Raw genomic sequence first — 19,456 nt, 5'->3', positions numbered from 1 at the left:
CGGCTTCCGGCACCGTCCGGGCGGACAGGAGCCGACCGTCGGCTTGGGGATGGGCCGACGGCGCGGGCGGGGGCCGGGAAGATGCACAGCGCCCTGAACGGCGTCCGTATTCCCTCCGCGGCTGTCACCTCTTAGGTCATCGCGCTGTTCCCGCAAGCGTTACGCCCAATCCGCGTGGCCCGAGTCACACCCCGTAAGCGTTCAAATCCGGTCAGGAAGGAACACATAGGGTCAAGGGTGACACCGGCCTGGCCGCAGGCCGGTGCCGACCCCGGGATCGGGCCGGTCCCATCGGAAGTCCGCCCCCCTTCATCTCACCGTCGGACCCCGCAGAACCGGGTGGATCCTGCGGGGTCCGACGGGGCGGCGGCAGGGTGACCGGGCGCGACCGTAGGAGGGGTCCGGCCCCGCCCCGGGGCATCGCGCCGCCACGGCGGAACGCGCTCAGTGCTCGCGCGGGGCGGGCACCACGCGCTCCACCTCGGGATGGACCGTGAGCAGCTGCCGCATGGCCGTCTCCGCCGCCGCGCCGTCCCCCGTGGCGAGGGCGTCGACGATCCGGCCGTGCTGCGCCAGCGTGGCGTCGTTCAGCCGGTCACAGCCCGTGACCGGCCCGCCGGAGACCTGCAGGGCGGAGGAGACGATCCCGGAGAGGTGCTCCAGCATGCGGTTGCCCGCGACCTGGATGAGCAAGGTGTGGAACTCGGCGTCGGCACGGGAGAAGGTGAGCGTGTCGCCCTGCCCCATGGCGTGCCCCATGATCCCGACCATGTCGGCCAGGCGCTGCTGGACGTCCTCGCGCCCGTGCCCGGCGGCCAGGCGCGCGGCGAGGGGCTCGATCGTCCAGCGCAGCTCACTGAGCTCGCGGCGCTGGTCGTCGCGCTGCGGACCGAAGGCCCGCCACTCGATGATGTCCGGATCGAGGAGATTCCAGTCGCTGACGGGACGTACCCGCGTGCCGACGTTCGGCCGGGCGCTGACCAGGCCCTTGGCCTCCAGAACACGCAGCGACTCACGGACGACGGTGCGGGAGACCTCGAACCGCTGACCGATCTCCTCGGGGACCAGCGGACGGTCGGCACCCAGATCGCCGGAAACGATCATCTGGCCGAGCTGCTGGACGAGTTGCCCGTGCAGTCCGCGTCCGCGGCTGCCGGCGGCGCGCCGGCCCACACGGCCCAGCTCGGGGTCCGCCCCTTCCCAGGCGGGGGCCCCGACGCGGTCGACGGCGGGCGCGTCGGCGTAGGGGTAGCGGTCGAGTTCGCCCGGGTTCGCGATGCCTGAGTCGGCGGAGCGGGCGGCGGTCATCATGGTGTGCGCAAGGGTACTCACGCATCCTTTGTCGGCGTCACTCCCAACTCCCTTGAGGGCTTTGGTGAAAAGCACACGAAAGGGTGATCGCTCACCCCGTCGCAATTGACGCCTTATCGGAAAGAAATGGGCTTTCCCCGGGGAGTTGTGCACAGGGCCGGACGGGAGGTCACCGACGGTTGTCACCGGACCCGGCTGCGCAGGGACGTGAGCAGGTAGGCGCAGAGCAGAGCGGTCACGGACAACGCGAGCGCGCTGCCCACGGGTTGGGCCACGACCCGCAGCAGGACGGCCACGTACTGCTCCCCGCCGAAGGGCCACTGCGTCAGCAGAACCTCACGGACCCGCATCGGAAATCCGGCGGCGGTCCGCACGGACGGGCCGTCCCAGACCCTGTGTACGAGGGGGACGACGGCGACAGGAACGGCGACCACCGCGGCGAGCCCGGCCGTGGTGGACCGGAACAGGCCCGCCGCGAGGACACCCGCCCAGGAGCACCCGACGACCAGCCCGGCCCAACCTGCGGTCAGGGGCAGCCAGTCGGCGGGAACCTGTGCGATCTCTCGTCCGTAGAACAGATGGAGCACCTCGGTGTTCCAGGCCACGGTGAGGGCGGCCAGGAGCAGCGCGGTCGCCGCGGAGACGAGGAGTTTGGCGGTCAGCAGCCCCAGCCGGCGGGGCACGGTGCCGCGGTCCGCCGCCAGGGCGGGGTGGCGGAACTCGTCGCCGAAGGCGAGCGCGCCGAGCAGTCCCGCGCCGAGCGCCGCAGGCGGCAGGGGCAGTTCCCGCGGCCAGGCGGCGAGCAGCCGCGGCTGGGGGGTGTGCCCGGTGCGGGCGGACACCACGGCCGTGACGGCGGAGACGAGGAGCACGGCGGCCCCCGTGCGCAACACCGTGCCGATGCCGGCCGTGCGACGCAGCTCGTAGCGGAGCGGACGCAGAGGGCTCGGGGCGGAGCGGACGCAGATGGGGGGCGGAAGTGGGGAGCCAGCCGCCCTGCGGGAGCCGGCGTCACCGGGGATGAGGCCGGAGCGCGGGGCGGCCGGGGATGCGGCCGGGGTCCGGGATGCGGCCGGGGACGCCGGCGGGGCGCCGGCCCCGGGGGGTGGAGGGGCGGGAGCGAGGCCCGGGTGGTCTTCCGGTGGCGAGGGTGGCTCGGCGACGTTCGCGCAGGCATCGCCGGTCTGATGCTCGGTGGTGGGTTCTTCCGCCTCGTCCCGGCGGGCCGTGTCCCGGCCGACCGCGTCGCAACCCCGAGCCTCGGATGCGAGCCGATCCGCGGCGGCCCGGGGCTCCTGGGTTGCGCGCGCCTCGTGCATCGCTCCGTGCGCCTCGGAGGACGCATGTGCGTCAGGGGGCTCAGAGGTCCCATGCGCCTCATATGCATCGGGCGCTTCAAAGGCCCCGTTCAACGCTTCAAGAGCCCCGTTCACATCATGCACCCCAGAGGCCGCTGGCATGTCATGCGCCTCGGAGGATTCCGGCGTCACCGGCGCCTCCGCACCCCCCGGGCCCATGTCGCCCACCTCGTCGGCCAGTTGGTGTACGAGAATGCCGTGCCGGAAGGCGGTCTCGCCGATGTCGGCGCAGGTGCTGCCGTACACGGAGAGCCGGTTGCCGCCCTCTCGCACGACCTCGACGGAACGCCGGTCGGTGCGGGCCTCCTTGGTGAGGAGCGCGGCCAGGCGGGCGGCGTGCGGGGTGCGGACCGCGACGCGGGGGCGCAGCCGGGTGCGGGAGAAGTCCCCGGCCTCCTGGTCGGCGACGACTCTGCCCTGCTCCAGCGTGACGACCCGGTCGGCGGTGCGCGCGGCCTCCTTGGGGTCCGCGGTGGCGAAGAGAACCGCGCCGCCCTGGGAGGCGTACGCCCGCAGGGTACCGTGCAGCCAACGGCTCTCCCGGACGGAGAGCTCACCGGCGGGATCGTCCAGGACGAGGGTGTGCGGGTCGGCCAGCAGGGCGCAGCCCAGGCCGAGGCGGCGGTCCATGCCGCGGGAGAGCGTACCGAGGCGTTCGTCGCGCAGGCCGGCGAGCCCGACGGTCTCCAGGACCTCGTCCGCGCGCCGGACCGGCACCCCGCTCGCCGCGCACAGCATGCGCAGATGGCCCCGGACCGTGCGGGCGGGATGCCCCGGCACATCGCCCAGCAGGACGCCGACCTCGCGGGACGGGTGTGCGATGCGGTGCAGGGGGCGGCCACGGAAGTGGGTGATGCCACGGCCCGGTTGGAGTTCGAGCATGAGTCTGAGCGCCGTGGTCTTTCCGGCGCCCGGTGCTCCGAGCAGCGCGGTGACGCAGCCCGCCCGTGCCTCGAACGAGACGTCGTCGACAGCGGGCGGAACCTCTTTGCGGGGGTTGCTGGTCAGTCCGAAGGCCTCGATCACCCGAAGCAAGATAGCGCGGTATGTCGGTTTTTTCGGTCACCACAGGGCCTCGGATCGATGGTCCTGCGGTGCTGCCGCCCGATCCTGCGGGTTGCCCTGAAGGCACCCCGCGTCACACTTCGGGGCGCAGCATCGGGGGGTTGAGGAGGGTGGCTCCGCCGGCCCGGAAGAGCTGGGCGGGGCGGCCGCCCTGGCGGGTCGTGGTGCCGCCGGTCGGGACGAGGAAGCCCGGTGTGCCCGTGACCTTACGGTGGAAGTTGCGCGGGTCGAGCGCCACGCCCCAGACCGCCTCGTACACCCGGCGCAGCTCGCCGACGGTGAACTCGGGCGGGCAGAAGGCCGTGGCCAGCGACGAGTACTCGATCTTGGAGCGGGCTCGCTCGACCCCGTCGGCCAGGATCAGGGCGTGGTCGAAGGCGAGTGGTGCCGGCGCCTCGCCGTCGCGGCCGTAGCCGGCCTGCTCCAGCAGCTCCTCGACGGGGGCCCATCGGGCGTTGCTGGCGTCACCGCCGGCCCGCGGCGCCGGCAGGTCGGGTGCGAGGGCGAGATGGGCGACGCTGACCACGCGCATCCGGGGGTCGCGCTCGGGGTCGCCGTAGGTCGCGAGCTGCTCGAGATGAGCGCCGTTGTCGTGGGCGGGTGCGGCGGGGTCGTGGACGCGCAGCCCGGTCTCCTCGGCCAGTTCCCGTGCCGCCGCCTGTGCCAGATCCTCGTCGGCCCGTACGAAACCGCCGGGCAGGGCCCAGCGGCCCTGGAACGGCGGTTCGCCCCTGCGCACCGCCAGCGCGCACAGCGCATGGCGGCGTACGGTCAGTACGACCAGGTCCACGGTCACGGCGAAGGGCGGAAAGGCTGACGGGTCGTAGGGCATGCCGCGATCATAGTCGTCTGCCTGACGATAAACACGTCCTTGTCCCGTCGCATCGGCGGCTGGTCCACTGCGGAGCGGCATGCGCTCTCCAGCCCCTTCCCGGCGGTCGTGCGGCGGGGTGTCATGCCAGGTCACGCCCCCAGCTGCAGTCCGGCCCCGGCCTCCTCGACCATGGCCAGTCCGAGCCGGCTGATCCGTACCGAGAAGGGGGCGCCCGCGATCCTCAGCCCCGTCAGACCGATCTCGCCGAGGGGTGCGGTGCGCACCGGGCGCAGGGTGACCGTCCCGGCGGGAGTGTCGGGGCGGATCCCCGCGAGTGTGGTCAGCAGCAGGACTCCGGCTGCCGCCGCGGTGGCCGCGGGCCGGCAGGCGGCGGGGTGCGGCAGGGGGGCGCTGCCCTCAGTGCGCTGCTCCCCCGCGTACATCTCCGGCAGCCGCTGGCCGAGGGCGTCGGCTGCGGCCAGCACGCCCCGCAGCAGGGAACTCGCCTCCTTCTCATGGTCGATGGCGGCGAGGCCCGCCACGGCGACCGCCGTCTCATGCACCCTTACGGCACCGGAGCGATGGCCGAAGGGGTTGTGCCCGGCCTCGTTGCGGGCGAGCGAGCGCAGTCCCCAGCCGGAGTCCAGGGCCGGGCCGCCCAGCAGTCGCGCCAGTTGGTCGGTCTGCGCCTTGTCCAGGAGCCCCGGCGCGTGGGTGCCTCCGCCGAGCAGCCCGGTGTCGAGGAGATGGGCCGCGGCGGCGCCGAGGCGCGGTACGAGGCGCCCGTCGGGTGCGCGGGCGGCCGCGGGCCGGCCTCCGCCCAGGTCCTCGGCCCAGAAGTCCTGCCGGAACGCCGCTCGCAGCTGCTCGGCCCACTGCCGCAGCTCGGCGCCACCGGGCCGGCCGCAGGCGTCGAGCAGATCGGCGCCGAGCAGCGCGGCACGGTGCGCATGTGCCTGGGTCTCACAGCGGGCCGGGCCGCCGGGCTGCGGGTCGGGCAGGTACGGGCCGTCGCCCGCGGTGTTCCGCAGCCACGTCAGACAGCGTTCGGCGGCCGGGAGCAGTCGCTCCGTGTCGGGGTCGGGCAGTCCCCAGCGGCGGGCCTCGGCGAGCAGTACGGGGAAGAGCAGGGTGGCCTCCGTTCCGGTGCAGCACGGTGGAAGGTGGGGGCCAGCGTCGCGGAGCGGCCCGGGGATCATGCCGGACCGCGGTCCGCCGCGGGGGAGTTGGGTACGCGCGAGGGCACGCAGCGTCCCGGTGGCGACACCCGTGCCCAGGGGCAGCGCCATCCTGGCCGCGGCGAGTGCCTCGGCGGGGGCGAGGCCGCAGCGCCAGGGTGCGCCGGCCGCGAGATGCACGTCGCCGGGCCTGGCCGGGTCGCGCAGCAGCAGTGCCCGGAGGTCCTCGATGCTCGTCCGCAGCAGCGCGGAGACCCGGGGGTCGTCGCCGGTCGCCTGCACCGGGGACAGCGGGCTGGTGGCCGCCCGGCCCACCGGACGGACCGGTCCCGCCCCGTCCGGGCGCACCCGCAGCTCCAGGCCGGCGCTGCCCCCCGGGGGCAGATCGAACTCCCACCGCAGCAGACCCGCCGAGGCCACCGCGTCGGTGGGCGGCGGCTCGGCCGTGACCGACGCGGCCCCGGCACCACTGGTCCAGCGCAATCCCGCGTCGTGGACACCGGCGGGCAGATCCGCCCCCGCACCGCCGACGGCGATGGCACCGAGGTCGGCCAGATCCGTACCGAGGTCCAGCTCGACCGGCAGGCGGAGGGGGCGGGCGGCCCAGCTGTGCAGGGTGATCCGCTCCGTGCCGTCCGCATGGCGGGTCCGCTCCACCACGACCTCCGGGTCGGGTCCCGGCGCGAGGGACACCCTCAGCGTCCCGACGAACCGCGCGCGGTCCGCGGCGGTCATCCGGGCCTGCACCGCGAGCGGCTCCCGACCGGCCACCCGCAGCCGGCACCGGGAGAGCAGGCGCCGCCCCGAACGGTAGAACCCTTCCAGGCCCCGCCCGGTCAGCTGCCCCTGGTCCGTGGAGACGACCAGCCCCGGCAGCGCGACGCAGATCAGACCGGTGTGAGTGGGCGGCAGATCGACCGGCCGTCGGCCCCCGGACTGCGGGGCGCTCCGGGGAGCGGCCGACGCGGCTCTTCTGCTTCCGGGACTGCTTCGCCCCGCGGCGGAGGGCGGATTCGGCTGAGACATGGGCTGGCTTCCTCTGTGCTCGATCCGCCGGGCGGTGTGGTGGTCGCGGCGGGTGCAGGACGGGCCGGTGCGCGCCCCCGGACTTGCCGGGGTCCGGGCGGCACGCCTTGTCCCGGCGCTCCGCCACTCAGGTGAACGGCCCGGCCGTCGTCCGGGTCACGGCCGTGCGCGGGCAGAGGCACGGTCCGGGTGTGCTGTCCCGGGACGTTGGTGACACGCCCGCAGCCGGACCCCGGGGTGCCGCTCACCCCGGTCCGTCGCCTCCCCGGCCACGGTCGTCTCCCCGGTACGGGTCGCCTCCGGTGGCGGTCGGCCTGCGTACGGCGCGCCCGCCCGCCGCCGACGCCCTGCTCCTCGACTGCGCACGACCCGGCCGTGCGCTGCCGGGCCGCTCCTGCCCGGCCGGGCTGCCTGGATGCGCTCCGGCGGCGCCCGGACCGCGCTCCAGCGCACCGGCACGGCGCGCTCCGGCGTCGGCCGATGCCCGGGAACGGGTACGGCGGCGGTGATGGGCCCGGGCGTCCGGTGCGGCTGCGGATGCTCCCCCTTCCATGCGGTCGGCGCCTTCCGTGCCGGGCTCCGCACCCATCCGGTCGCCGCGCTCCGCGCGCAGGCACCGACGGATCGACTCGGGATCGAGCCCTTCGTTGCACGCCTGGTGCAGGAGACGGGCGAACAGGTAATCCGGGTCGGCGCCGATCGCCATCGCCAGCGCCTCCCGGGCCTCCAGCTCGTCACCGGTGGACCAGGCGACCCAGCCTGCGAGGGTGAGCGGCGGTGCCGCATGCTCGCCGTACGGTCCGACGCAGCGCCGGGCGAGGGCGCGCCACAGCCGCAGGGCGGGGCCGGCCTCCTCGCCCTCCATCCACGCTGCCGCCCGGTCCCGGGTGGTGCGGTCCTGGAGGCCGAGGATCAGGGCGGCGGCCTCGTCATGGCCGAGCAGGGCGTCGTCACGGAGGTCGGCCGGGGCCGTGCCGGACACCGGCGACGCGTCGGCCAGACGGTGCATGACCCGCTTCGCCAGATCCAGCGTCTCCCGAGCCACTTCCCCACGACCGGGCTCGTCGAGGATCCGGGGGACCAGTGACAGTCCGGCGGTGTCGAGGGCGGCCTCCTGCTCGACGGCGGCGTCGCCCTCCCAGGGGAGGAGCCGGGCGTGCAGGTCGCGCAGCGTGCCGGGCGCCCGGATGCCGGCGTATGCGGCGGCGGCGGCGAGCACCGAGGTGCCGGGCGGTCCCATGGGGGTCCCCCCGGCCGGGCAGCAGGTGCGGTCGTCACAGCAGTAGGACCAGAAGCAGCCGTCCGAGAGGCACAGTGCTTCGACCACGGGCACGTCCAGGGCGCCGCACTCGACGCGCAGTTTCTGGGCGAGTGGGCGCAGCCGCTCCATGACCTGGCGGCCGGACTCGCCCCGTCCCGGTTCCTGGCAGAGATAGGCGACCATCTGCTCGGGCCGGGCGCCCCGGCGCTCGCTGCCGGTCACCAGGCCGTGGGCCAGTTGCCGGGCCGCGGCCGGCCAGTCGTCCGCGTGGGCGGGGATCCCGAGGCGGGCCCGGCCGCCGAAGCGTCCGCGCCCGTCCCGGTCGCGGAGGGCGACCAGGACGATGCTGTCCTCGGGGCGATAGCCCAGCAGGTAGGGCAGGGCGTCGGCCAGCTCGGCCGGGGTGCGCAGGGTGACCTGCTGCTCGTCACCGCGTCCTTCTCGGGGCGCCGGGGCCGGCTGCGTCGGCCGGGCGCGCCGGGTGATGTCGCCGTTCCCGGAGGATCCTGTGGTGCCGCTGTCGTTCGTCATGGCCCGACGATCTCGCGGAATGTCATCCTCCGGTTGCCCCTGTGGAAAACTCTGGTCAGGGTCACGTCACCCTTCGTCGGCACTCACCACTCGCCCGCACGGTGTCAGTGCCGTCCTGTTTGATGGAACGCATGGAGCACACGAGCAATGCGGATCTTCGGACGGCCGCCGACACGGTCCTGGCACGCCTGGTCGGGGATGCCTCCGGGGCCGCCCGGCTGCGCGAGGACCAGTGGCGGGCGATCGAGGCCCTCGTCGCCGAGCGCCGGCGAGCCCTGGTGGTCCAGCGCACGGGATGGGGCAAGTCGGCGGTCTACTTCGTCGCCACGGCGCTGCAGCGGGCCCGGGGCGGCGGCCCCACGGTGATCGTCTCCCCACTGCTCGCGCTGATGCGCAATCAGGTCGGGGCCGCGGCCCGGGCCGGCATCCGTGCACGGACCATCAACTCCTCCAACACCGAAGAGTGGGAGGCGGTCCAGGACGAGATCGCCGCGGGCGAGGTCGACGTGCTGCTGGTCAGTCCGGAGCGGCTCAACAACCCCGACTTCCGCGATCAGGTGCTCCCGAAGCTCGCCGCCGCGACCGGTCTCCTCGTGGTCGACGAGGCACACTGCATCTCCGACTGGGGCCACGACTTCCGCCCCGACTACCGTCGGCTGCGCACGATGCTGGCGGACCTCCCACCCGGCGTGCCCGTGCTGGCCACCACCGCCACCGCCAATGCCCGGGTGACCGCCGACGTCGCGGAGCAGCTCGGTACGGGCGGCGGCTCCGACGCCCTGGTACTGCGCGGGCCGCTGGACCGGGGCAGCCTGAGCCTGAGCGTGCTCCGGCTGCCGGACGCCCCCGCCCGGATGGCCTGGCTCGCCGACCACCTCGACGAGCTGCCGGGGTCGGGCATCGTCTACACCCTCACCGTAGCCGCCGCCGAGGAGGTCACCGCCCACCTCCGGCGCCGCGGGCACACCGTCGCCGCGTACACGGGCAAGACGGAGAACGCCGACCGGCAGCAGGCCGAGGAGGACCTGCTCGCCAACCGGGTCAAGGCCCTGGTCGCCACCTCGGCGCTCGGCATGGGCTTCGACAAGCCGGACCTGGGCTTCGTGGTGCACCTGGGCTCCCCCTCCTCCCCCATCGCCTACTACCAGCAGGTGGGGCGCGCCGGGCGAGGTGTGGCGCATGCCGAGGTGCTCCTGCTGCCGGGCCGCGAGGACGAGGCGATCTGGGAGTACTTCGCGTCTCTGGCCTTCCCCTCCGAGGAGTTGGTGCGCCGCACTCTCGACATCCTCGCGCGCGCGGAGCGGCCCCTGTCGTTGCCGGCTCTGGAGCCCCTGGTCGAGCTCCGCCGGTCCCGGCTCGAGACCATGCTCAAGGTCCTCGACGTGGACGGTGCGGTGCGGCGGGTCAAGGGCGGCTGGACCGCGACCGGGCAGCCCTGGGCCTACGACGCCGAGCGGTACGCCTGGGTGGCCCGGCAGCGGAAGGCCGAGCAGCAGGCGATGCGCGAGTACGCGTCGACGGCGGACTGCCGCATGGAGTTCCTGCAGCGCCTGCTGGACGACGAGGGCGCCAAGCCCTGCGGCCGCTGCGACAACTGCGCGGGCCCGCGTTTCACCGAAGAGACCTCCGCAGGCGCCCTCGACGCGGCACGCGCCGACCTGGGCCGGGCCGGTGTCGAGGTGGAGCCGCGCCGGATGTGGCCGACCGGTCTCCCGGCGATCGGCATCGACCTCAAGGGGCGTATCCCTCCGGCCGAACAGGCCGGTCACGGCCGGGCTCTGGGGCGCCTGTCCGACATCGGCTGGGGCAACCGGCTGCGGCCGATGCTGGCACCCCACGCCCCCGACGGCCCCGTGCCGGACGACGTCGCCCAGGCGGTCGTGGGGGTGCTGGCCGACTGGGCGAAGGAGCCTGGCGGCTGGGCGCCCGGGGCGCCGGACGGCCGGGCGCGGCCCGTCGGCGTGGTCACAGTCGCCTCGCAGAGCCGGCCGCTGCTGATCCGGTCCGTCGGCGAGCGGATCGCCGAGATCGGCCGGCTGCCGCTGCTGGGCACGGTCGAGTGCGCGGGCGACGCGGCGCGCGGCTCCCGCAGCAACAGCGCCCAGCGGCTGAAGTCGCTCGACGGTGCGCTGTCCGTGCCACCCGCGCTGGCGTCCGCGCTCGCCGAGCAACCGGGCCCGGTGCTCCTCGTGGACGACTTCACCGAGACCGGCTGGACTCTGGCGGTCGCCGCACGGCTGCTCCGGCGAGCCGGCGCCCAGGACGTGCTGCCGCTGGTCCTGGCCGTGCAGAGCTGATCGCTTCCGGCCATCACCACACTCCGGACCACCGCCCGCTGGACGGCACGGGCCCCGATCGCGTACGAACGTGTCGGGCCCGCGTGACCTGTGCGTCGGGGGATGCGGCACCGGGCAGGGATATAGGACGTGCATCGTCAGATATCGGTCCGCCGTTCCAATTGCTCGTTGCCGCATCCCGGTTCCGCAGGAAGAATTGGGTTCCGCTCCCCGCACGGCTCGTCCGTGATCCGGTAGGGCTTCGCTGCGGTGCGCGCTCCCCCGAATCCGACCCCGCCCGCAGTATGGGCGCGTAGCCGAAGGGAGGAACGTGACCTTCGGACTCGCTCCGTCCTCAGCGGCATCGTTGTCGCCGTCCGCGGCATCCGCCGGCCGCGTGCTCGAACCGGCGGAGTGGACCGCCGCCGGGATCCCGCTGCTGCGCAATCCCCGGGAGGTCGTCAGCGGACTGCACTCCCGGCACCGGCCCCGTTCGGCCACCGCCGTGGTGGCGGTCCTCGACCCCGACGAACGGCTGTGCGCCAGCGCCTCGTTCACCAGCCGCTCCGCCCGAGCCGACGGCTGGCTGTTCCGCAACGCCCTGCTCGCACAGCTCCGCCGGGTCATCCCGCACGATCTGCGGCGCCGTACACCGGTGCGCACCGCTGTGCTGCTCTACTGCCGCGACGGCGACGCACGTTGGACCGAGGAGGACGGCGCGTGGATGTGGGGCCTGCGGGACGCCTGCACCCTGCACGGACTGCGTTGCGGGGCGTACATCACCCTGACCCGTGACGGCTGGCAGGTGCTCGGCGAGGGCCGTGGCGGCCGACGCCCGAACACGGCATCGGCACCGGAGCAGTTCGCCACGGCTGGGGCCTCACCTGCACCACCGCGCACCGGCGGCGCCCCGTCCGAGGTACTGCGCCGGGCCGCCGCCCGCTGACCGACCGGCGACGCCCTCCGAGGCACCGTCCGGCCAGTACACCGTCTCCGGCAGCACATCCGGCGTCCCCGGCAGCAGGTCCGGCGTCTCCGGCAGCATGTCCGCCGCCCGGCCGCCGCACGGCCGGTCGACCGCCTTGGGCGCACGGCCAGGCGCGCACCAGCGGCACCCCGCACCCACGCCACGTGCGGCGCCGCCATCGACGCTCCGGCCGTTCCCGTTTCCCGTTCCCGATCCCCCGGTCGCTCCCGGTCCGGTCGCTCCGGGTCCGGCCCGTCCGCGGAAACAGCCGGGCACACGGCGACGAACGCCGAGGCCCCGCAGCATGCCGGCGGACCGGCCTCGGGCACGCCAAGAACGCCACCGCGCCCGTGGCCGCGCGGTGGCAACGCACCGCACCCCGACGCCCGCCGGAGGCGGCGGCGTCGGTCAGACGCCCGCGCCCAGCACCAAGTTGATGCGCTCCGGATCGCCGCAGACGATCAGCAGGGCACCGGCCCGGGCGTGCGCCAGGGACAGCGCGGTGGAGGCAGCGGCCTCGGACCCGCCGTTGAGCGCGACGACGACCACGGGTCGGGCCCCGGCACGATCGGCGACGGCGGCTTCCGCGTAGAAGACGTCGTCGCCCGCGTCGTGCTGAGCCCAGTAGGCGGTCTCGCCGAAGGACAGTTCGTGGGCGGCCCATGGGTGCGGTTCGCCGGTGGTGAGCACCAGCACGTCACCAGGGCCACGACCGGAGTCCAGCAGCAGGTCCACGGCCTCGTCGGCGGCGTCGAGCGCACCGTCGACCGAGGCGGGGATCAGCTGGATCTGCGGGGTGGCCGAGGCGCCGCCCGCGGCCGGGGCCGACGGTTTGGGCTTCGGCGCAGCCGTGTCGCGGGGCGTGCGCTGCGTCGGAGGCGCGGCCCGGTGCTGACCGGGACGGCCGGGACGCGGCGGAGCCGCGGGACGGGGGCCGGGTACGGGGCGGGGGGTCGGCGCGCTGCGGCCGCTGGCCGGAGTGGCGCGGGGACCCTGGGCACTCTCGTGAATCTGAGGCTCCTCGGGAATGAGAGGCATGGGCTGATATTTATCAAACGTGGGTGCGGCCCGCATCGGCGGGTGGCACATACGTGCGAGCGGAACCGTCAGAAACCGAAACCGAGCTGGCCCTCGATTTCCGGAACGCTTCCCTCCGCCCAGTTGCGGACCTTCTTGAGATGCCGCCACTGGGGCAGCGCATCAAGATACGCCCACGACAACCGGTGGAACGGGGTGGGTCCCCGCTCCGCCAGTGCGGCCTTGTGGACGGGCGACGGATACCCGGCGTTGTCCGCAAAACCGAAGTCTGCATGGTCGATACCCAGTTCGGCCATCATTTTGTCGCGCTGGACCTTGGCGATCACCGAGGCCGCCGCGACCGCCACACACGACCGGTCGCCCTTGATCACCGTACGGACCCGCCAAGGCGCCCCGAGATAGTCGTGCTTGCCGTCGAGGATGACGGCATCCGGCCGTACCGGCAGCGTCTCCAGGGCGCGCCCCGCCGCGAGGCGCAGCGCGGCCGTCATCCCCAGATCGTCGATCTCCTCGGGAGAGGCGTGACCCAGGGCGTACGACGTCACCCACGCCCGCAGCTCCGCTGCGAGTTCGGTACGCCGTTTGACGGTGAGCAGCTTGGAGTCGGTGAGCCCGACGGGGGGCCGCCGCAACCCGGTGACCGCGGCGCAGACGGTGACGGGCCCGGCCCAGGCACCACGCCCCACCTCGTCGACGCCGGCAATGACCTTCGCTCCGGTCGTGGCGCGGAGTGAGCGCTCGACGGTGTGAGTAGGCGGTTCGTACGGCATGGCGCCCTTAGCGTACGCCGCCGCCCCCGGGCTTCGACACCCCGGTTCCCCTTGTGGCACGGGAAGGGCCGCGGACCGCCGTCAGGTGCCGTCCGGCCGCAGCAGCGGGACCATCAACCGGTCGATCATCTCCTCCAGATCCGAGTCCGGCCATTCACTACCGCAAACTTTTGAGCGGTACATCATCATGGCCGGAATCGCATCGAAGACATAGTCGTTCGCCGCATCAGGGCGCACCTCACCTCGCGCTATTCCCCGGGCGAGAACCTCGCGCAGCATGTGAAGCGTCGGCTCGACGACCCCCCGCAGGATCACTCCATGAAAGCGCTCCGCCTGCAGATTGTCACACTCGTGAATCACCGATCGCACGGCGAATCCGGAGCGGGAGAACATCGCGTCGCGCGCCCGGCGGCACAGCGCCAGCAGATCCTCGCGCACGCCGCCCAGGTCGGGCACCGTGTCGAAGCTCGGCAGCCCGGACCGCAAAGCATCCGCGACGAGCTCCTCCTTGGACGGCCAGCGGCGGTAGACCGCAGCCTTGCCGGTCTGCGCACCGGCCGCCACACCCTCCATCGTCAGGCCGCTCCAGCCGACGGTACTGAGCTGCTCCAGCGCGGCGTCGAGGATCGCACGTTCGAGCACCGCACCGCGACGACGGGAGGCCGACTGAGCGGAGGCGGCCTCCCCGTGCGAAGTAACCATGGGGCTGTCTCCAGAGGCGAAGAGAGCGGACGTTCCGGGGGCGAGCGAGGCGCCGCGCGGCCCCAACTGGGGGACGGGCCACGGAAAGGCACCACAAGTGAACGCTTGCGTTCACTGTTGGGCTGTCACTACGGTACGGAGGGCAGTGAACGCAAGCGTTCACTAAGGCATTCGTGGGGGACCCATTGTGACTACCTCTCCGTTGATCGAACACGACAAGCCAGGTGCGGCCCGCCGGGCGGGGCGTCCCGGCATCGCACTCACCGTCATCGCGGCCTGCCAACTCATGGTGGTACTCGACGCGACGATTGTGAACATCGCGCTCCCGCACATTCAAGACGCGCTCCGGTTCAGCACCACCGACCTGACGTGGGTGGTCAGCGCCTACACGCTGACCTTCGGCGGACTGCTGCTGCTCGGCGGCCGGGCCGGTGACATCCTCGGCCGGCGACGCGTCTTCATGACCGGCATCCTGGTCTTCACCCTGGCCTCGCTGCTCGGCGGCTTCGCCCAGGAACCCTGGCAGTTGCTGGCCGCACGCATCCTGCAGGGCATCGGCGGCGCCGTCGCGTCCCCCACATCGCTGGCACTCATCACCACCACGTTCCCCGAAGGGCCGGAACGGAACCGCGCCTTCGGCGTCTTCGCCGCGGTGTCTGCGGGCGGCGGGGCCATCGGCCTCCTCGCGGGCGGCATGCTCACCGAGTGGCTCGACTGGCGGTGGGTGCTCTTCGTCAACGTGCCCATCGGCGTCCTGATCGCCGTACTGACGCCGCTGTACATCAGCGAGTCGGAGCGCCACTCCGGCCGCTTCGACATCGCCGGTGCGGTGACCTCGACCGCCGGCATGGCCTCGCTCGTGTACGGATTCATCCGGGCGGCGGAAGAGGGCTGGCGCGACAACCTGACCATCGCCTCCTTCGTGGCCGCCGCGGTACTGCTGCTGGCCTTCGTGCTGATCGAGTCCCGCGCCAAGGAACCGATCACCCCGCTGAGGATGTTCGCCGACCGGAACCGCTCCGGGACGTATGTGATCATGCTGTGTCTGGCCGCAGCGATGTTCGGCATGTTCTTCTACATCGTCCTCTTCGTCCAGAACGTGCTGGGCTACAGCCCGATCCAGGCGGGCCTCGCCTTCCTGCCGGTCACGGTGGTGATCGCGCTCGGCGCCGGCCTGTCGCAGCGGCTCCTGCCGGTCTTCGGTCCGAAGCCCTTCATGCTCGTGGGCTCCGCCCTCGCCGCGGCCGGACTCGCCTGGCAGGCCCTGATCAGCTCGGACAGCTCCTATGCCGGCGGGATTCTCGGTCCCATGCTGGTCTTCGGTTTCGGCATGGGGCTGAACTTCGTGACCCTGACGCTCACCGCGGTCTCCGGTGTCGCCCAGCACGAGGCCGGGGCGGCCTCCGGGCTGCTCAACGCGACACAGCAGGTCGGCGGCTCCATCGGGCTGGCCATCCTGACCACGGTGTTCGGCACGGCCGGGCGGGACGAGACGGAGAAGCAGCTGCCGGGCTTCCTCACCGGCAGTTCGCCGGAGCAGCAGGCGGAGTTCTCCAGGACGCAGCAGCTTCCCGCACCCTGGGGGCACGAGGTACTGGCACAGGGCATCTCCGCCGCCTTCGTCCCGGCCGCCGCGATGTCCGTGGTCGCCCTGGCCACGGCCTGGCTGGTGATCAGGGTCCGCAAGAGCGATCTGGAGGCCCTCTCCGGCTCCGCCGGTCCGGGTGTCGGCTGAACGCAACACCGTGGGAGCCGGACGGCACTCGCAGGCAGGCGTCAAGGGCGGCTGCCTGCGGCCACCGCTCCGGCCCGCACGAACAGACCCGAGCGGCCTGCAGGGGGCGCCGAAGAGCACCGGCCCGATGGCGGCCCTCACCACGATGAACGAGACGACGGCGAGCGACACGACGCGAAGCGGTACGCCGACAAGGTCCGCGGCGGACGGCAGCAGCACGAACGTCTTGGCAACCGGGACGAGCAGGCTCTCCATGACCGTCCAACGCCTGGCCGGTCACGCAGAGTTCCCATCCGGCACGGAGAGTTTCGGAAAGGTTCAGGGCGATGCGGGCGCCCAGTCCGGCAGCGCCTCCGTCCGCCCGGTCCACTCGGCGGGCGGTGCCCCCGCCTTGCCGGCGGCGATCACCCCGCCCACGATGGCGCAGGTGGTGTCGATGTCGCCGCCGACCTGGGCGGTCGCCCAGAAACCCCTCTCGTAGTCGCCGAGGGCCCGCGCGGCCGACCAGAGCGCGAAGGGCACGGTGTCATGCGCGGTCGTGCGCCGACCGCAGCCCAGTACCGCTGCGACCGTGGCCCCGTCGCCGTAGTCGAGCATGTCCCGGGCCCGCCGGAGCCCCGCGCCCACCGCGCTCTTCTTGGGCACCAGCGCGATCACTCCGTCCAGCAGCGCGTCGGCGCCCGGGGGCCCGCCGGGGGCAGCGGCCAGGGCGGCGGCAGCAGCCACCGCCATCGCGCCCATCACCGCCTCCCGGTGCTGGTGGGTGGGGTAGGCGGAGATCTCGGCCTGGTGGGCGGCCTGCTCGGGATCGTCCGCGTACCACGCGCCCAGCGGGGCGATCCGCATCGCGGCGCCGTTGCCCCAGGAGCCCTGGCCGTTGAAGAGCGCGGAGGCGAGCTCCCGCCAGTCGCCGCCCTCCCGGACCAGCCGCAACAGGCGGTCGACCGCGGGGCCGTAACCGCGGTCGAAGTCGTGGTACTCGGCGAAGGAACGCGCCAGGGCGTCCTGGTCGATGCGCCGGTGGGCGACGAGCACGGAGACGACGGAGCACGCCATCTCGGTGTCGTCGGTCCACTGCCAGGGCCCCGGTGGCAGCTCGCGGCGCTTGAGCAGCGGATAGTGCGCGGGCACGAAGAACTGCGAGCCCAGCGCGTCACCCACGGAGAGTCCGCGCAGGCTGGCCAAGGCGCGCTCCAGGCGCCCGTCGGGTGCGGGGTGTGCGGTCATCGCTCTGCCACTCTATCCGGTGATCCCGTACGGTTCCGGATCTCGCCAGCGGTCGAACGGCCGGTCAAGGGTGTACTTGCCGTCCTCACCGAGAACGAGCATCCGTACCTCGCCGTTCCCCGGGTTCGACAGCGACTCGAACTCGGCGACCGTCCAGTGGAACCACCGCATGCAGAACAGCCGCATCGCCAGGCCGTGGGTCACCAGCAGGACGTTCGGCGGATGGTCGGGGGCCTCGAAGCTGCGGAAGAGGCTCTCCAGAAAGTTCCCGACCCGGTCGTAGACGTCGGCACCGGACTCGCCCTGGGCGAAGCGGTAGAAGAAGTGACCGTAGGCGTCCCGGTACGCCTTCTGCAGGCGCACGTCCTCCTGGTCCTGCCAGTTCCCCCAGTCCTGCTCGCGCAGCCGGGGCTCCTCGCGCACACGGATGAGTCCCGGGTCGAGCCGGAAGGCGCGCAGCGTCTCGTGGGTCCGCCGATAGGGGGAGACATAGACGCTGACGCGCTCGCCCCCGAACGCCTCACGCAGTGCCGTGCCGGTCCTCGCGGCCTGCCGCCGCCCCCGCTCGGTCAGCGCCAGCGCGTGGTCGGGCTCGCGCTCGTACACGGAGTCATCGACGTTGCCGGTCGACTCGCCGTGCCGGACAAGAACGATGCGCCGTGGTCGTGCCATGCCAGCACCCTAGATCGGACACACCACGGCCGAGCACCCGCACCGGCGCCGTACGGCGTATGTCACATACGCCCCCTACGTCCCGCACGCGTCCGGGCCCTGCGAGCCCGCCGGACGTCGCGTTCACACCGTCCAGGAGGGCTCCAGCTCCACGATGTCCCCCGTCAGCGCCGCGATGTCGGCCTCCGTCTGGGCACGCAGGGCAAGCCGCTCCACCCGTTCGGTGCGGTATTTGCCGTGTTCGGCGGACGACTGCCACATCGACAGCACCAGGTACCCGTGCCCGGGCGCCTCTCCGAACAGGCCCCGGACCATGCCGGGCGAACCGGCCATCGCGGGATTCCAGACCTTCTCCTGCATCAGCACGAAGTGCTCGGCCCGTTCCTCGCGGACCCGGCAGAGCGCCACACGCAGCAGATCGGCGTCGGTGAAGCGCGGTTCGAATCCGGTCTTGACGTCGAAGCGGTGGTCGAACAGACGGGCCTGCGCGTCTTTGAAGGTGCCGGACTGGGCCGCGGCGAGCCGGTCGTGGGACCGTGCCATGAACGAGTCGTAGAAGGCCCGGCTCTCCCAGAAGGCGAAGACATGGGCCACGCCCGGCCGCCCGCGGCTCCAGCCTCCGCCCTGCCCGCGAAATCCCGGCTCCCCCGGAAGCCCCGCCCACTTTCGCTGTCCCCGCTCGAACCCACGGCGGTCCACCACGGTGCAGCGAATCCACTTGACCAGCACCGCGCCATGGTAAGGCCACCGGGCGTGGCCCCGGTCACTCTCCTGCGGACGCACTCCCACGTCCGCCCCCACCCGCGTGGCAGGATGGACAACCGGCCGTCACCGCTCGCCAGTTGTGGTGACGAGCGGGGCGGAGCAGCGGGAAGGGGAAAGTTCGTGAACGGCCTCAGCAAGGGGATCCGCAAGGTCGAGGTCGCACTGCGGTGGGACCCGAGTCCCGCCGGGCAGCCGCCCTGCGACCTGGATCTGGTCGCCGGGACGTACCCGGCGGGCGACCCGTACGGCGATCCGGCCTATGTCGTGCACTTCGACAGCCGCTCCCCCGACGGCACCATCTATCTCAACCGGGACAGCAAGGACGGCAAGGGCTTCGGCTTCGACGAGGTCATGACGCTGGAGCTGGAGCGACTGGACCCGCGGTACGCGCGCGTGGTGGTCGGTGCGGTCATCCAGCAGCGCTCCGGAGAGCGCACTTTCGTCGGGGTGGGCAACCCGGGGCTGCGCATCCGCGAGGGCTACACCGACCTGGCCACGGACGACTTCGGCGGGGTGCTGGGGGCGACTGCGGCGACGGTCGCGGAGTTCGTCCGGGACGGGACGGGGGCGTGGGACTTCCATGCGGGCGTCCACGGCTTCGAGGGCGATCCGGCGACGTTCACCCGCACAATGGGCGCGGCACGCAGGCCCTGAGCAGTCCGCGCGCGAGGCAGTGTCCCGCGCGCAGGGCCCATGCGATGTAAGGGGCGACCGTCTTGGGAGCCGCCCCTTACCCACGGTCCCCGGAACAGGCCCGCTC

Annotated in this window: 15 protein-coding genes; 4 read left to right on the top strand and 11 right to left on the bottom strand. The window is 73.1% G+C overall.

The window, feature by feature from the left end; all coding sequences use genetic code 11:
* Window positions 1-444: 444 nt before the first annotated feature.
* The 5 genes from V5O46_RS28575 to V5O46_RS28555 all read right to left on the bottom strand — a co-directional run bounded on the left by V5O46_RS28575 (window position 445) and on the right by V5O46_RS28555 (window position 8,544).
* Window positions 445-1,332, bottom strand: a complete 888-nt coding sequence (locus V5O46_RS28575; RefSeq protein ID WP_332887611.1) for a FadR/GntR family transcriptional regulator — start codon at window positions 1,330-1,332, stop codon at window positions 445-447.
* Between the two features lie 161 nt (window positions 1,333-1,493).
* A complete protein-coding gene (locus V5O46_RS28570) occupies window positions 1,494-3,695 on the bottom strand; it encodes an ABC transporter ATP-binding protein (RefSeq protein WP_332887610.1) in 2,202 nt (733 codons plus the stop codon).
* Window positions 3,696-3,807: 112 nt separating this feature from the next.
* Complete coding sequence (locus V5O46_RS28565) at window positions 3,808-4,566, bottom strand: NUDIX hydrolase (protein ID WP_332887609.1); 759 nt, start codon at window positions 4,564-4,566, stop codon at window positions 3,808-3,810.
* Window positions 4,567-4,697: 131 nt separating this feature from the next.
* The gene (locus V5O46_RS28560; RefSeq protein ID WP_332887608.1) at window positions 4,698-6,752 is read right to left on the bottom strand and encodes a glycogen debranching N-terminal domain-containing protein; all 2,055 of its coding nucleotides are present in this window, start codon (window positions 6,750-6,752) and stop codon (window positions 4,698-4,700) included.
* A 244-nt stretch (window positions 6,753-6,996) separates the two neighbouring features.
* Window positions 6,997-8,544: a DUF4192 domain-containing protein gene (locus tag V5O46_RS28555; RefSeq protein ID WP_332887607.1), complete on the bottom strand. Its 1,548-nt coding sequence runs from the start codon at window positions 8,542-8,544 to the stop codon at window positions 6,997-6,999.
* Window positions 8,545-8,675: 131 nt separating this feature from the next.
* On the opposite strand from V5O46_RS28555, the gene V5O46_RS28550 reads away from it, so the two are divergent.
* On the top strand, window positions 8,676-10,841 hold the full coding sequence (locus tag V5O46_RS28550) for a RecQ family ATP-dependent DNA helicase (RefSeq protein ID WP_332887606.1): 2,166 nt from the start codon (window positions 8,676-8,678) through the stop codon (window positions 10,839-10,841).
* 310 nt (window positions 10,842-11,151) lie between these two features.
* On the top strand, window positions 11,152-11,766 hold the full coding sequence (locus tag V5O46_RS28545; protein ID WP_332887605.1) for a hypothetical protein: 615 nt from the start codon (window positions 11,152-11,154) through the stop codon (window positions 11,764-11,766).
* 429 nt (window positions 11,767-12,195) lie between these two features.
* Here the strand turns inward: V5O46_RS28545 and V5O46_RS28540 are convergent, their stop codons facing one another.
* From V5O46_RS28540 to V5O46_RS28530, 3 genes are all read right to left on the bottom strand, one after another.
* On the bottom strand, window positions 12,196-12,825 hold the full coding sequence (locus V5O46_RS28540; RefSeq protein WP_332887604.1) for a hypothetical protein: 630 nt from the start codon (window positions 12,823-12,825) through the stop codon (window positions 12,196-12,198).
* Window positions 12,826-12,893: 68 nt separating this feature from the next.
* Window positions 12,894-13,595, bottom strand: a complete 702-nt coding sequence (locus V5O46_RS28535; protein WP_332887603.1) for a ribonuclease HII — start codon at window positions 13,593-13,595, stop codon at window positions 12,894-12,896.
* A gap of 81 nt (window positions 13,596-13,676) precedes the next feature.
* Window positions 13,677-14,297 (bottom strand): TetR/AcrR family transcriptional regulator, encoded by a 621-nt coding sequence (locus V5O46_RS28530; RefSeq protein ID WP_332887602.1) that lies wholly within the window; start codon window positions 14,295-14,297, stop codon window positions 13,677-13,679.
* A gap of 187 nt (window positions 14,298-14,484) precedes the next feature.
* Between V5O46_RS28530 and V5O46_RS28525 the strand changes: the two genes are divergently transcribed.
* The gene (locus V5O46_RS28525) at window positions 14,485-16,032 is read left to right on the top strand and encodes an MFS transporter (protein WP_332887601.1); all 1,548 of its coding nucleotides are present in this window, start codon (window positions 14,485-14,487) and stop codon (window positions 16,030-16,032) included.
* Window positions 16,033-16,350: 318 nt separating this feature from the next.
* Here the strand turns inward: V5O46_RS28525 and V5O46_RS28520 are convergent, their stop codons facing one another.
* From V5O46_RS28520 to V5O46_RS28510, 3 genes are all read right to left on the bottom strand, one after another.
* Complete coding sequence (locus V5O46_RS28520; protein WP_332887600.1) at window positions 16,351-17,259, bottom strand: ADP-ribosylglycohydrolase family protein; 909 nt, start codon at window positions 17,257-17,259, stop codon at window positions 16,351-16,353.
* A 12-nt stretch (window positions 17,260-17,271) separates the two neighbouring features.
* Entirely contained in the window at window positions 17,272-17,931 is a 660-nt protein-coding gene (locus V5O46_RS28515) for a histidine phosphatase family protein (protein WP_332887599.1), read from the bottom strand.
* Between the two features lie 123 nt (window positions 17,932-18,054).
* Window positions 18,055-18,660: a YdbC family protein gene (locus V5O46_RS28510; RefSeq protein WP_332887598.1), complete on the bottom strand. Its 606-nt coding sequence runs from the start codon at window positions 18,658-18,660 to the stop codon at window positions 18,055-18,057.
* 156 nt (window positions 18,661-18,816) lie between these two features.
* Here V5O46_RS28510 and V5O46_RS28505 point away from each other — a divergent pair, with 156 nt between their 5' ends.
* Window positions 18,817-19,350 carry a TerD family protein gene (locus V5O46_RS28505; protein ID WP_332887597.1) on the top strand — a complete coding sequence of 178 codons (534 nt, stop codon included), beginning with the start codon at window positions 18,817-18,819 and terminating at the stop codon, window positions 19,348-19,350.
* Window positions 19,351-19,456 lie beyond the last annotated feature (106 nt).

It is taken from the genome of Streptomyces poriticola, from assembly GCF_036689765.1.
GTDB lineage: Bacteria > Actinomycetota > Actinomycetes > Streptomycetales > Streptomycetaceae > Streptomyces > Streptomyces poriticola.
This window is presented reverse-complemented; position numbering and strand designations above follow the sequence as displayed.